Raw genomic sequence first — 12601 nt, forward strand, 5'->3', positions numbered from 1 at the left:
AGCGATCCGGCGGGAGCGGCGGTGAACCGCCGCAGGGCAGCCGGCCCCGGGTCAGCGGCGGCGGGCGCGGGACTCCAGGGCCTGGTTGAGCCGGCCCAGCAGGGTGGCCAGGGCGTCCCGGTCGTCGGTGGTCCAGTCGGCGAGGATGTCGCCGTAGAGGCGGGTCCGGGCCGCCTGCACGGCGGCCATCCGGTGCAGGCCGGTCGGGGTGGGCGAGATCACCGTCCCGCGTCCGTCGGTGGGGTCGGGGGCGCGGGCGATCAGGCCGTCGCGTTGCAGCGCCGACACCTGGCGGGTCACCGTGGAGCCGTCCAGGTTGAGCCGGGCGGCCAGCGTCGAGACGTTCTGCGGGCCGGTGGCGTCCAGGTGCCGCAGGATCACGTACGCGGCCCGGTCCAGCACCCGGTGCTCGGCGCTGCCGGTGGCCCGCCGGGTGGCCTCGCCGAGGCGCATCAGCAGGGCCACCTCGGTCTCGATCCGGCCGAGGGTGCCGTCGTCCGGCTCCGTACCCGTCGCGTGGTCGTCGCTCATGGCTGTATGATACAACGGAATTACCTGTATGATACAGCTATCTGTGGCTTCGGCCTGACAGGAGGCGGAGTGGACCGGCGTACCGAGCCCCACCGCAGTGCCATCTACGCCACCACCCTGGTGGCCTTCCTCGCCATCGCCGGCATCGCCGTGGTGGACCCGATCCTGCCCGCCATCGGCGCGGCGATCGGCGTCACCGCCTGGCAGGTCGAACTGCTCTTCACCGCGTACATCGCGGTGATGGCGGTCGGGATGATCCCGGCGACCCTGGCCAGCGGGCGGTTCGGCTTCAAGCCGGTGCTGGTCACCGGCGTCTCGGTGGTCGGGCTGGCCGCCATCCTCGCCTCGTTCAGCAACGACATCGTGCAGTTGTCGGTGCTGCGCGGCGTCTGGGGGCTGGGCAACGCGATGTTCTTCGCCACCGCCATGGTGGTGCTGGTCAACCTCGCCAACGACCGGGAGTGGGTGGTCGGCCTCTTCGAGACCGCGCTCGGCCTCGGCTTCGCCGTCGGCCCGCTGATCGGCGGCCTGCTCGGCGAGCTGAGCTGGCGGCTACCGTTCTTCGTCTGCGGCGTGTTCATGGTGCTCGCCCTGGCCGTGGCGTCCCGCCGGCTCCGCGAACCGGCCAACCGGCAGGCCCCCGTACGGGTGGGGCAGATCTTCGCCACCTACCGCCGGCCGGCGTTCGTCACCCTCTGCGTGGTCACCGCCGCGTACAACTTCGTCTTCTTCGTGGTGCTCGGCTACACGCCGCTCTTCCTCGGCCTCGACGTCATCCCACTGGGCCTGGCCTTCACCGGCTGGGGCCTCGGCCTGGCCGCCGGCATCCTGCTGATCGGCCACCGGCTCGCGCACCGGATCGGCGCGGTGCAGACCGTCGGTGTGGCCCTCGGCGGCCTGCTGCTCTGCATGGTCCTCTTCGCCACCTCGGGCGGCACCGCCGAGTCGCTGGTGGTGCTGGTCCTCGCCGGCCTGTGCATGGGGCTGGCCAACGCCAACCTCACCGACCTGGCGCTCGGCCTGGGCTCCGGCGACCGCCGGGTCGCCACCGGCGCGTTCAACCTGGTCCGCTGGGGAGCCGCCGCGCCCGCCCCGATCCTCGCCGGCAAGCTCGCCGAACACGGCCCGGCCCTGCCGTTCTGGGTCGGCTTCGGGGTGCTCGCCGTCGGGGTGCTGGTCTACCTGGCCTTCGCGCACCTGATGGCCGCCGGCTACGGCGAGCGGCTGCTCTGGTCCCGGTGGAACCGGGCCGCCCGGCAGTCCGAGCACACCCCGGAGGAGCCCGTCGGCGAGGCGTACTGAGAGACCGCACCACCTCCATGGCCGGCGCGGCGGTACAGGTCAGCGCAGCGCCCGCCAGAGCAGGTAGAGGCCGATCACCGTGCCGAAGACGACGATCAGCGTCCGCAGCACCACCGACGGCAGCCGGCGGACCAGCCGGGCTCCGGCGTACCCGCCGACCAGGGTCGCCGGGGCGACCACCGCGACCGCCGACCAGTCCACCGGTCCGAAGAGCGCGAAGACCACCAGCGTGGTCAGCCCGACCACGGCCGACAGCAGGTTCTTGACCGCCGACACCCGGGCCAGCGTCGTGTCCAGCACCAGCGCCAGACCGGCCACCAGCATCACCCCGAGCGCCGCACCGAAGTACCCGCCGTACACCGCGCCGACCGCGACCATGGCCTGCACCGTGACGGTACGACGGCGCGGCGGCAGGTCGGCCGGATGGCCGACCAGCCGCCGCAGCGGATCCTGGAAGGCCAGCACCGCCGTGGCCCCGAGCACCAGGAACGGCACCACCAGCTCGAACGCCCGCGCCGGGGTGGCCAGCAGCAGCAGGCAGCCCACCATCGTGCCGGCCACGGTGGTGGGCAGCAACGCCCACAGCCACCGGCCGCGCGGCAGGTCGGCCCGGCTGCCCGCCACACTGGCGACGTAGCCGGGGAAGACCGACACGGAGTTGCTGACGTTCGCCGGCACCGGCGGCAGACCCACCGCGATCAGGGCCGGAAAGGTGATCAGGGAACCGCCCCCGGCCACCGCGTTCACCGTGCCCGCGGCGAGACCGGCGGCGAGCAGGAGCGTGATGTCGGCGAGACCCATGGTGCCCTGAGGCTAGTACCAGCCGCTCCCGGTCGCCGCGCCGCCGCCGGGCCGGAAATGGGCCACCGCGGCACGTCGTTAGGATGAGGGCGCGACGGACGAGTCGACCGGGCGGTCGCGTCGGCGGGCTCCGGCCCGCCGCCGAGGAACGTCCGGACTCCACAGGGCAGGGTGGTTGCTAACGGCAACCCGGGGTGACCCGCGGGACAGTGCCACAGAAAACAGACCGCCGGCCCAACCGGGCCGGTAAGGGTGAAACGGTGGGGTAAGAGCCCACCAGCACCCCGGGTGACCGGGGTGGCTCGGTAAACCCCACCCGGAGCAAGGCCAAGCAAGGGCCGTCACCGCAAGATGACGACCCGGCGCAGACGCTTGAGGGCTGCCCGCCCGATGTCTGCGGGTAGGCCGCACGAGCCTGTCGGCGACGGCAGGCCGAGATGGATGGCCGCCGCCGGTGTGTGTCCCGTGAGGGGTGCACACCGGGCACAGAATCCGGCGTACAGGTCGACTCGTCCGTCGCCCACCAGCTCAGAGACCTGATCAAGGCTCTGAGCTGGTCGTTTATCTGGTGCCGTTGGTTGACCTTGGTCATCGTTGGGTGGCGTTTGACGGCCTGGCCACGGCCTGGGACGGCCTGGAGACGGCCTGAGTGCTGGCTCAGTGGGACTCGGAACTGGCCTGCGCCCCGCGCCCACCGTCTTGAGGGCCTTCCGGTGGCGTGTGTGGGCTCTCTGCGCTGTGCCGCCGGCTGTCGCGGATGTCGGGCACGTCCTGGCGATGGAGCTGGTGCCGATACCCGATGATCCGGTGGCAAGCCAGTCCCGGGGTTGGACTGGCGCGGCAGGCGGAAGCCACGACCACTTGATCAGGCCGAGTCGCCGGCTTCCGTCACGGCCTCGCTGGGGCTGGTTCTCTCATCCCGTGGGGGCGGTGTCCCGGCGGCTGTCGGTGGCCCACCGCCCCAACGCCGTAGGCGGCCGGGGCGGCTTGCCGCCGGCCGGGCTTGCCGCCCCGCACCGCGCGGAGCGCGGTGCCTTGATCATGAATAGAACAATCCGGCAGTTGAGTGAAGGTACTCGTACAGGCATTTCGTAGACCCTTCTGAACGACGGGCCTGCGTGGAGGAGGACCGTTCCCGCTTCAACGTCCACCCACGAAAAGCCGCACAAAAAGAATTTACAGAGCAAAAAAACAAAAAGTTTGCACTTATCGCATTTCGGCTATTCTAGATCCCACTTGAACTTCCCCTCGGTCCGGGCTAGCTTGAGCGGTCGGTCGTAGGAATATCCGAGGTTCTGATGCCCCTAATTGAACGTGCTGCCTTTGAGCGAGCTGTCGCGAACGTTGCAACCAGAGGCGATACTGACGTCTTTCCGTTCCCCTTTGAGAACCACGTCTTCCACGATCATCGAGATTCCGTCGTCGACCTTCTAGAGGGCATGGCTGCGGACTTCCAGGGAAGTCTGGCGCGTACACCGATTACCAGTCACTCTTCCCTGGCTCCCGTTGGCTATGCCGGTTACAGATGGACCACTCAGATCGATCCGCTCTGGAACGCCTACCTTCTCGGGCTCGTAGAGTCACTCGCTCCCCAGATTGAGAATTCGAGGATCAGTCAGGAGGAGCAGGCGGTCTTTTCCTACCGGTATGAACCTGACCCCAACCAGGGAATGTTCAAGCTGGACGGGTGGAAGTCGTTCCAGGAAAGGTGCAATGAGCTAGCCCTTCGACACGCCTATGTCGTTAGCGTGGATATTGCGGACTTCTATTCTCGAATCTATCATCATAGGCTGGAGAATGCGTTACGAGATGTCGACGATCCCAGCAAAGAGCGTTCAAAGCAGATTATTTCGATCCTTACCAAGCTAAGCGGCGGCACCTCCTATGGGTTGCCGGTCGGCGGAAATGCGGCGAGGCTCTTGTCGGAGCTGGTTCTCAATCAGGTGGACAGCCTGCTTTTGGCTGAGGCGCACGCAGGAGAGTTTTGCCGCTATGCAGACGACTATCGATTCTTTGTCAACGATCTGCAATCAGCGCACCGATGCATCGGGATGCTCTCTGAAAAGCTGATGAGAAATGAAGGCTTCTCTCTGCAGAAAGCAAAAACCCGCATTTTGACGTCGGCTGAGTATCAATTAATTATGGAGCCTCAGCAGCAGGGCGGTTCGGACAGCGCCGGGAAGTTTCTGGGTCTCCGACTGCACTTCGATCCCTACTCGACGACCGCCGTGGACGACTACGAGCGCATGATGGCGCAAGTGTCTGAATTTGATGTGCTCAGTCTGCTGAGGGATGAAATAACTAAAGGACGCATTCATGTTAGCCTGACAAGGAAGCTTGTCGGCGCTCTGAAATACATGGACGAAGAAAGTCGGATACAGGCGATAGTGTCGCTCTTGGAAAACGTTGACACCCTCGCTCCGATTATCCCCCAAGTTATGCTTGCTGTTCGCCAGTGCATCGACGACATCGAAGATCGAGCTTCCGTGGAGGAAATACAGGCGGCCGTACGAGGGCTGGTCGAGGAGGAACATTACATCGCGAAGAATGATCTGAACCTAGCTTATATCGTCAGAGTGCTTGCTGCCGCGAGAAATAATGCTAATGAAAGGATGCTTATTCGGATCTACAGTTCTTTCCACGGATATGGGGCGAACTCGGCGCCTAATATCCAACGAGATATCCTGCTTGCGTTGGCGAGGTGGAATGTGAGGTATTGGCTCAGTGAGCGCAGACATTCATTCGGTACCGATCACGCCTGGGTAAAGCGGGCGTTTAGAGTTGCAAGCTATGCCTTAGGTGATGAGGGGAGTCATTGGCGGCGCTCTAACAGGCCCGAGGCTGGCTCCTTCGACGAGGTCGTCCAGAAGTGGGCGGCCGAGCGCTCCAATAACGCTGGATGGACGATCCCCGTATGATCTCCGTTCGCCGCTTCTCGCTCCAAGGCTCCATCTGGCGCCAGCATGCGCCGATGATGGAACAAGTCGTTCGCTGGATTAACGAGAACGAGTCGACATTTGGCAGGCGGGTGCGTGTAACCCACGACGGCCGCAGAAGCGCTGTAATCGCAGAAACCGCGTTTCGTCGTGCAGCGGTCAATGCGCCACTCTTTGAACAAGATGAGGCGGCGGAACGGGCAGCCGGCGACCTTATTTCTCTCTTGCCGCGCGGGCAGTTCGGTGATCTCCCCCTGACCGCTTCAGAAAGGCTTGAGGTTGTTCTAATCCAGCAGAATCTGCTGCGACTTGCCAATACGCTAGAAGTGCCCGCTTACTTCTACCCTGTTCCCGGATGCGGTGTTGTAAATTCCGCGTTCGGTGACATGGCGGATGGGAGCCACCTAATCGAGATTAAGACCGTAGCGCGTCCATTTCGAGGAACCGACTTGCGGCAGATGCTGATTTATTGCGCTATGAAGTACGCCTCTAACCAATCGGTAGATGAAATCAGCCTCTACAACCCCCGTCGAGCTAGGCTCTTCACCAGTAGTCTAGACGAGATTTCGTTTGCGGTATCTGGACGGACGGGCGTCGAACTCGTAAACGACCTGGTGGATGCAATGGTCGGTTTCCAGGTGTCCGCATAGGCCATCGAAATGCCGCAGTGTTGTGCGAGAGTCGGATGATGGCTGGCTGCGAATAGCCGTCGCGCTACTGCCTGGGGCGCAGCCTGAAGACTTTGACGACTTCGATCGTGACCCCATTAATTCGGGTGATGCGTTGCTGTTCGGTTAGCACTGTTCCCACCTGAACAGCAAAAAGCGCTGCTACGTAGCTCTGGATCTGCTTCCAAGTAGCGCTCGTGGCTCCTGGATTCGACGTGTCCACTTGGTTGATCCTCAGGTTGGTAGGGCCTTGCGTAGGTTCGACATGCCAACAAGCTGGAGGTTGAGCGATGGCTCTGCGTGGCGGTACGAGGTTCGCCGTGCGTTGTGAGGACGTGTTCCCGGCTGGGTGGGCCGTAAGAACGTGGATTCGATGGGATGCACATCGTGAAGCAGCGGCGCCAGCTCGGACCGGCCTGGCGCTACACAGTCAGTGGAAGGGTTGGCAAGTGGGCGAGCGTGGAGAGTCCGTTCGATACGTGTACTGGTCTGATCGACGAGTCCGCTCTATCGCCGTTGACGACGGGATCGACATCGTCCCACGTTGGAAGACCAAGATCGCCCTCTTCAAGATTCCGCCGTTGCACACCGGTGTTGACCTTGAGCGAGAGCCCCGCGCTCTTCATCGCAAAGAGGTGGCGGGGCGGATCGAGCGGGCCATCGGGGATCTTGCCGTCGAGGACTTCGTGACCCCGCCACCGGTCCGCTACGCACGAGGTGTCGGACGGGTCGAGTTCTCACACTTCGTTTGTGAAGAACAGGACCGGGTGGTCCTGGGTGCACGCAGCGTCGCGTCAGACGGCACTCGCGTAGCCCTCTGCCTCTTCGGCAGTCGACACAACGTTGCCGATTTCATCGGCCCTCATGACGCCGTGGCAAGCGGCTGGACTTCTTCCTCGATGTGGTCGATCACGAGATGGTTGGCGGAGAGATGCGCGGCGAGCGGCCTACGGCACGATGACCCACAGTCGATCTCGGTGGAGGCGATGAAGATCGCGTTTGACCAGGGCTCTACTCGGGAGTCGCGCGACGCCTCGGACCAGCCGTGGAGGCGGGGTTACACGTTCGGAGATGCGCCTGATGCCGAGTGGTTCGCGGAGATCTACAGCGACGTGGTTCTTGACAAGGACCGGTGGGGTCTGGATGAGCCCGTAGATCGGATCCTCGTTGGTGCCCCGTTGTGGGTGCGGACTCCACGGGCAGCGGTGCGGAGGTACCGCGACCTCCGCCGGGGCATCAATGTCAAGCGCTACAAGTAGCGCGCCTCTGCGGCCCTGCCTCGCTGGGCTCCGCGCCTGCGACACCTGACGGCCTGGCGACGGCCTACAGCGGCCTTCGTCAGGCTCCGCCCCTGGTCAACGGGGGTGCGGTGATCTTAATCCGGCGTACAGGTCGACTCGTCCGTCGCCCACCAGCTCAGAGCCACGATCAAGGCTCTGAGCTGGTGCTATGTCCGGGTGTCGATGGTCGTTCGTGGTCCACATTGGCCGGCGTTCGACGCCCTGACGACGCCCTGACGCCCTGGAGGCGCCCGGGCTTGAGCTGCGGAGCCTCGGGTTGGAAGAGCGTGCTCAAGCGGTTGCAGGGTCCTCTTGCGTGTACGGCCGGCCGACGCGTGGCCGGGGAGAGCCCTAGGCTGACGCCCATGTCGGCGGTGCACGAAGTGATTGACCTAGACGAGCACGATCACCGGCCGGCGGAGTCGGGCGGCACCACCCCTGCCCGCCTCGTGGCCAGACGGAAAATGAATGTGCGGCTCGTCGCTGCCTTCGTGGTCGGTGCTGTGCTCGGCGGTGTCGGGGTCAGCGAGCTGCGAGACTCGCGGGACGAGCGGGAGCGGAATGCTTCGGTCGCACTCGTGGCCTTCCCTACCTACATCGGTGGCGGGGGTTCGGGTTCGGACGGCCCGGGCGTCATCCAGATGAACGGGCAACTGGCAGTGATCAACGCTGGCCCCGCGCCGATCACGGTTGGTGCGGCTGTCGGTCAACGACCCGGCATCCAGGTCCGTGACACTGGCCAGTCTCGGCCGTTACGCCCCGGCGGCACCGGCTGGATCGATGTCAAGCTGCGGATCGAGTGCTCTACCGCGTTCGAGAGCGAGCCGTTGTCGATACGGTTCTCGGTCGAGACCGCCGACCGACAGGTCAGAGAGGTCAGCTACCCCGTCGCCGTTAAGGGAAGCGCCTGGCACCAGGGGGCCGAGATGCCATGCAGGTACGTCAGTTACTCGGGGAAGGGTGGCGGCTAGCGCTGAAGCGGATCTCCTCGTCGGGCACGTCCTGGCAGTGGAGCTGCTGGCGCGATCCGGGACCCGGTGGCAAGCCAGTCCCGGGGTTGGATTGGCGCGGCAGCCGGAAGCCCCCGACCACCCGACCAGATCGACCACGCCGGCTTCCGCATGGCCGTGCATCGACTGTGTTCAACGCAGGTAGGCCCGTTCATCGATGATCTGCTGCGGTTCGGTCAGGAAGATCTCGACAGGCACAGGGCCATGGGCGATGTTCAGCGTGTCCAGGCGGTAGAGCCAGTCTCCGGCGCAGTGGCCGGTGAAGCGGTAGTTGATTTGCCAGCGCAGCCATTGGCCTCGGGCGAGTCGTAAGGCTGGAGGCCGGCGGTGTCGGCGGGGCATGCCCCAAGCAGTCGGGATCAGCTCGACCCGGACCTGACCCTCGGCGTAGCGGAGTTGGACGGCATCGCAGGAAGGCTCCCCGTTGCGCAGGGAGGTGAGTGGCTGGAACTCGTCGCGCTCGTGCATCGTGACCTCGTGGGTGAGCGGCGCATGGTTCTCCGGCAGCGCGAACGCCACAGGTAGGGCGTTGCGGTGGGCAGCACGGTGGCCCCCGCGTGACTGCTTGGTCCATGAGACGCGGACCCACTGAGCGACGATGTCCACCGGGTGGATGTTTCAGGCATCCAGGTCGCCCGGCAATCAGATACCGCTCCTCGTGGCTGGTGTGCCGGCGGCTGTCGGTGGCTCACCGTCGGCCGGGCTTGCCGCGCGGGTCAGGTGCAGAACGTCACCGGCCTTCATGTCGGCTCTTCCGGTCTCGCCAGGGGCGTAGGGTCTCGCCGGCCTTCGCCAGGCGTGGGCATCCGTCCTCGGAGCACTTCGAGCAGGCGGAGCGGTGCTGGAAGTCGACGACGTAACCGGCCATCAGGACGGGGAACGGGGGCTCTGCCTGCCATTGGGGGACGGGCAGGTTCACCTCTGGTTGAGGCGCTTGATCGCCGTCGCCGGAGGCCAAGCGCCGGCTCTGGTCATCAGGGGCGGCTCTTGCGGCGGGACGGCAGCTCGGCTGATGCACCTCTGCGCCTCCGGGTCGGGCGTGGTTGGAGCTGGCTCGCCGGCTGCATGGTCCACCGGTTGGTGGGGACGTTGGAACCACTTGAACCTAGCCATAGATCAAGGGTAAATGACTAGAGCGGTCGACAACTAGGTCTGCATCAAGTTGATACATGCCTAGTCGGCGCGTGCCTAGCGTCAGTGTCATGGGGAAGAAGCTGCGGTTGGTGGGTTCGGGGGAGATCCGGACCATGCTCGGCGGCGTCTCGCGGCAGCGCGTCTACCAGATCACCAACCGGCGTGACTTCCCTGAGCCGGTGGCCACGCTCCAGATGGGCAACGTCTGGCTTGCCGAAGACGTCGAGGCGTGGATCGCCACCAGGCGCGGAGACCTGGACTAGCGGTAGCCGGCTGTCCGGGGTGCGGTCACTGGTGTGCTCCGGGCGCTGGACCTCGGCGGACGCACGAGAAGCGCCCCGGGAGATGATCTCCCGGGGCGCTCGTGTGCGATGTGGCGGTGTTACCGCTCGGCGACGGCGAAGGGCGGCCACCCGGTCCGGCCCGGCGGACAGCGCCGGGAACGCGTCCGGCTTCGTTACCCCGGCCCTCGTTCAGCTGTGGTCGCGGCAGCCGATCTGGTCGCCGATCTCCTTCGGGATGCCGTACGGGCTGCATTCGAGCGCGCTGCCCTCGCCCACCTTCTTCCAGCCGGCGGACGAGTAGACGAACAGCAGCACGCCGTCTCCCTGCTGCCCGGGGTCGACCGCGATTACGCCGGCCGTGGCCCACTGGCGCGCGCACTTGATGTGGTCCGGGTCGATCCGGTGGGTCTTCCCCAGCCCCGACACCCGCTGCAACGTCGCGGCACTGACCGGACAGGCGGCTCTGGTGGCGGCCGGGGTGGCGGGCGCGGTGCTGCGGGTCGGCGATGCGCTGGAGGCGGAGGGTGCGGCGCTGGAGGCGGACGTGGCGCTGGGTGCCGCCGACGTCGTGCCGGGCACCGCCGACGCGGTGCTGGACCCGGCTTCCGGATCGGACGAGGTGGTGGTGCAGGCGGCCAGCCCCACCAGCACGGTGACGGGTACGAGGGCGCGTAGCGCGGTCCGGGTCATCGGTCCTCCAGAAGGGCGGCACGGGCGGCGATTTCCCGTTACACCCTCACCGGCCCGGTCAGGTTGCGGCCGGATGGAGTCGCGATTCCGGGCGCGGCGCCCCTGTTCCTGACCCGCGAGTACGGCGGGGCCCGGGGCGAGGCATGGCCGCCGGGGACCAACGGCCCGGGGTCGGGGGCCAGTAGCCGGGGGACCAGCGGTCGGGGGCTGCGGCGTGGTCCGCCGCCGCCCCCGCCGTCCGGGTCAGGCGTCCGCCCGTACGCCGTCGAGCAGGGCGGCGAGCCGTTCGGCCACCCCGGGGGCGTGCAGGTGCAGCCGCGCCACGTTGATGGTGTCCTCGCCGACCACGGCCAGCAGGGCCTGCTCGCTGACGGCGTAGACGCTCAGGTAGCCACGGTCGTTGCGGACGGTGGACTGCCGGAAGTCGCCCTGCCCGAGCCGCAGGCCGACCTGTCGGCCGAGGCCGAAGGTGGTCGCGGCGAGCGCGGCCAGGTCGTTCGGGTCGACGTCGGTCTGCATGTTGTGGGTGATGAGCAGGCCGTCGACGCCGCCCAGCACGCAGCCGTTCACCCCGGGGATCTGATGCCGCAACTCCGCCAACTCCCGACCGATCGCCGGGTACGGCAGCGACGGGTCCCCGGCCAGCGACGGCGGGTAGGAGCGGGCGGTCGGGAGGTTGGTCGCGCCGGCCGAGCGACGGGGCAGCGTGGTGCCGGTCCGTTCTGCCCCGCTCACAGTTCCAGGCTCTCCTCGATTGTGCGGAGCTGGTGGCGGGCCAGGGCCAGGTTGGCCCGGCTCTTGCTCACCATCAGGTAGAGGAAGAGCCCCTTGCCGGTGCGGCTGGTCAGCGGCCGGATCAGGTGGTACTGGCCGCCGAGGGTGATCAGGATGTCCTCGATCTCGTCGTCGATCTTGAGCATTTCGAGGGTGCGGATCTTGGCGCGGACGACGTCGGTGTTGCCGGCGGCGGCGACGGTCAGGTCGATCTCACCGGTGCCGCCGGCCACGCCGAGGGTCATCCCGCTGTTGTAGTCGACCAGAGCCGCCCCGATCGCTCCGTCGATGCCCATCGCGTTCTTCAGGGCGGCGTCAAGGCTTGCCACGGTTGTTTTCTCCCAGGTCAGCAGAGCGGCGGCGTCGTCGTACCCGGAGGTCCCACCCGGTGACGGGTAGGAAGGCGCCGCAAGAGGTCTGACGAGGCTCGCACACACTCCGACCTGGGCGCACCTGGAGCGGGAGCATCGACCTGTCCGGCCGATCCGCATCGGCCGGCGGTCCCGTCAGGAGGGCCGTACCGATGGATGGTTGATCTCGGGTCGAGCTGATATCAAGTACCCCGTCCGGGGCGGAACGGACAGGCCAGACCGGCGGCCAGGGCCCGGCGACCCGGCCCCGGACGTCGGTTATCCGCTGTTCGGCGAGCCGGCCTCACGACGGGCAGGGCAGCCGTTCCAGCGGCATCGGCGCGGCACCGTCCCGTACCACCTGGGCGAAACAGCCGGTGGCGGCGGCCCGCTGCCAGCCGAAGAGCGTGGTGGCGGTCTTCGCCACCCAGACCCGGAAGACCAGCCGGACACCGTCGTCCCGCCGCACGGCGAGCACCTCCACGCCGTCGACGTCGTCGGCGACCCGGCGCAGCGTCGTGTCGGTGGCGGCCGGCTCGGCGAGCAGGCGGCTGCGGGCGCGCTGTGCGGTGGCCGTCACCTCCCGGTCGGCCCGCCGCTCCAACCGTTGCTGGGACCGGTCGCGCAGCAGCGGCACCGCCACCGTGACCGCCACCACGGCCAGTGCCGTGACCACCGCCGCGGCGAGCAGCCCGCGCCGTACCCGTGCCGATGCCCGTCCCCCGAATCGCACCCGGGGATTCTCCGCCACCGACCCGCCGTCCGGCTGTCCCGTACCCTCGGCACCGATTCCGCGGTTCCGCCTCCGGCCCGTCCGGGCACGTCTACTGTGGATGTGGTC

General features: G+C 66.8%; 13 protein-coding genes and 1 other RNA gene. 7 read left to right on the forward strand and 7 right to left on the reverse strand.

The genetic code is table 11. The annotated features are described in order from the left end of the window. Window positions 1-51: 51 nt before the first annotated feature. Complete coding sequence (locus ACIQG9_RS08855) at window positions 52-531, reverse strand: MarR family winged helix-turn-helix transcriptional regulator (protein ID WP_400399445.1); 480 nt, start codon at window positions 529-531, stop codon at window positions 52-54. Between the two features lie 69 nt (window positions 532-600). Here ACIQG9_RS08855 and ACIQG9_RS08860 point away from each other — a divergent pair, with 69 nt between their 5' ends. After that, the gene (locus ACIQG9_RS08860; protein ID WP_400399447.1) at window positions 601-1833 is read left to right on the forward strand and encodes an MFS transporter; all 1233 of its coding nucleotides are present in this window, start codon (window positions 601-603) and stop codon (window positions 1831-1833) included. Window positions 1834-1872: 39 nt separating this feature from the next. Here ACIQG9_RS08860 and ACIQG9_RS08865 read toward each other — a convergent pair whose 3' ends face one another. Next, window positions 1873-2634, reverse strand: coding sequence for a sulfite exporter TauE/SafE family protein (locus ACIQG9_RS08865; protein WP_400399450.1), 762 nt, complete (start codon window positions 2632-2634; stop codon window positions 1873-1875). Between the two features lie 99 nt (window positions 2635-2733). On the opposite strand from ACIQG9_RS08865, the gene rnpB reads away from it, so the two are divergent. The 5 genes from rnpB (at window position 2734) to ACIQG9_RS08890 (ending at window position 8489) form a co-directional block, all read left to right on the forward strand. Next, window positions 2734-3150: RNase P RNA component class A (gene rnpB, locus ACIQG9_RS08870), an RNA gene on the forward strand. 782 nt (window positions 3151-3932) lie between these two features. Then, window positions 3933-5552 (forward strand): RNA-directed DNA polymerase, encoded by a 1620-nt coding sequence (locus ACIQG9_RS08875; RefSeq protein ID WP_400399452.1) that lies wholly within the window; start codon window positions 3933-3935, stop codon window positions 5550-5552. Continuing rightward, on the forward strand, window positions 5534-6220 hold the full coding sequence (locus ACIQG9_RS08880; protein ID WP_400399453.1) for a hypothetical protein: 687 nt from the start codon (window positions 5534-5536) through the stop codon (window positions 6218-6220). Before ACIQG9_RS08875 ends, ACIQG9_RS08880 begins: the two co-directional genes overlap by 19 nt. Before the next feature lie 467 nt (window positions 6221-6687). Then, window positions 6688-7497 (forward strand): hypothetical protein, encoded by an 810-nt coding sequence (locus tag ACIQG9_RS08885; RefSeq protein ID WP_400399456.1) that lies wholly within the window; start codon window positions 6688-6690, stop codon window positions 7495-7497. 386 nt (window positions 7498-7883) lie between these two features. After that, a complete protein-coding gene (locus ACIQG9_RS08890) occupies window positions 7884-8489 on the forward strand; it encodes a hypothetical protein (protein WP_400399458.1) in 606 nt (201 codons plus the stop codon). Between the two features lie 171 nt (window positions 8490-8660). Here the strand turns inward: ACIQG9_RS08890 and ACIQG9_RS08895 are convergent, their stop codons facing one another. Continuing rightward, complete coding sequence (locus tag ACIQG9_RS08895) at window positions 8661-9134, reverse strand: hypothetical protein (RefSeq protein ID WP_400399460.1); 474 nt, start codon at window positions 9132-9134, stop codon at window positions 8661-8663. Between the two features lie 596 nt (window positions 9135-9730). Here ACIQG9_RS08895 and ACIQG9_RS08900 point away from each other — a divergent pair. Then, on the forward strand, window positions 9731-9925 hold the full coding sequence (locus ACIQG9_RS08900; RefSeq protein WP_327024695.1) for an AlpA family phage regulatory protein: 195 nt from the start codon (window positions 9731-9733) through the stop codon (window positions 9923-9925). Between the two features lie 210 nt (window positions 9926-10135). Here ACIQG9_RS08900 and ACIQG9_RS08905 read toward each other — a convergent pair whose 3' ends face one another. The 4 genes from ACIQG9_RS08905 to ACIQG9_RS08920 all read right to left on the reverse strand — a co-directional run bounded on the left by ACIQG9_RS08905 (window position 10136) and on the right by ACIQG9_RS08920 (window position 12493). Next, on the reverse strand, window positions 10136-10636 hold the full coding sequence (locus tag ACIQG9_RS08905; RefSeq protein ID WP_400399462.1) for a hypothetical protein: 501 nt from the start codon (window positions 10634-10636) through the stop codon (window positions 10136-10138). A 243-nt stretch (window positions 10637-10879) separates the two neighbouring features. Beyond that, window positions 10880-11371 (reverse strand): roadblock/LC7 domain-containing protein, encoded by a 492-nt coding sequence (locus ACIQG9_RS08910; RefSeq protein ID WP_400399464.1) that lies wholly within the window; start codon window positions 11369-11371, stop codon window positions 10880-10882. Further along, window positions 11368-11739 carry a hypothetical protein gene (locus tag ACIQG9_RS08915; RefSeq protein ID WP_400399466.1) on the reverse strand — a complete coding sequence of 124 codons (372 nt, stop codon included), beginning with the start codon at window positions 11737-11739 and terminating at the stop codon, window positions 11368-11370. Before ACIQG9_RS08915 ends, ACIQG9_RS08910 begins: the two co-directional genes overlap by 4 nt. Window positions 11740-12064: 325 nt before the next feature. Next, complete coding sequence (locus ACIQG9_RS08920; protein WP_400399467.1) at window positions 12065-12493, reverse strand: hypothetical protein; 429 nt, start codon at window positions 12491-12493, stop codon at window positions 12065-12067. Window positions 12494-12601 lie beyond the last annotated feature (108 nt).

Origin of the sequence: Micromonospora sp. NPDC092111 (genome assembly GCF_044755745.1) — a bacterium.
Taxonomy (GTDB): domain Bacteria; phylum Actinomycetota; class Actinomycetes; order Mycobacteriales; family Micromonosporaceae; genus Micromonospora.

Excerpts from the sequence above, each read along its gene's own strand:
- ACIQG9_RS08855 (WP_400399445.1), bottom strand. The coding sequence starts at position 531 with ATGAGCGACGACCACGCGACGGGTACGGAGCCGGACGACGGCACCCTC.
- ACIQG9_RS08865 (WP_400399450.1), bottom strand. The coding sequence starts at position 2,634 with ATGGGTCTCGCCGACATCACGCTCCTGCTCGCCGCCGGTCTCGCCGCG.
- ACIQG9_RS08875 (WP_400399452.1), top strand. The coding sequence starts at position 3,933 with ATGCCCCTAATTGAACGTGCTGCCTTTGAGCGAGCTGTCGCGAACGTT.
- ACIQG9_RS08880 (WP_400399453.1), top strand. The coding sequence starts at position 5,534 with ATGGACGATCCCCGTATGATCTCCGTTCGCCGCTTCTCGCTCCAAGGC.
- ACIQG9_RS08890 (WP_400399458.1), top strand. The coding sequence starts at position 7,884 with ATGTCGGCGGTGCACGAAGTGATTGACCTAGACGAGCACGATCACCGG.
- ACIQG9_RS08900 (WP_327024695.1), top strand. The coding sequence starts at position 9,731 with ATGGGGAAGAAGCTGCGGTTGGTGGGTTCGGGGGAGATCCGGACCATG.
- ACIQG9_RS08905 (WP_400399462.1), bottom strand. The coding sequence starts at position 10,636 with ATGACCCGGACCGCGCTACGCGCCCTCGTACCCGTCACCGTGCTGGTG.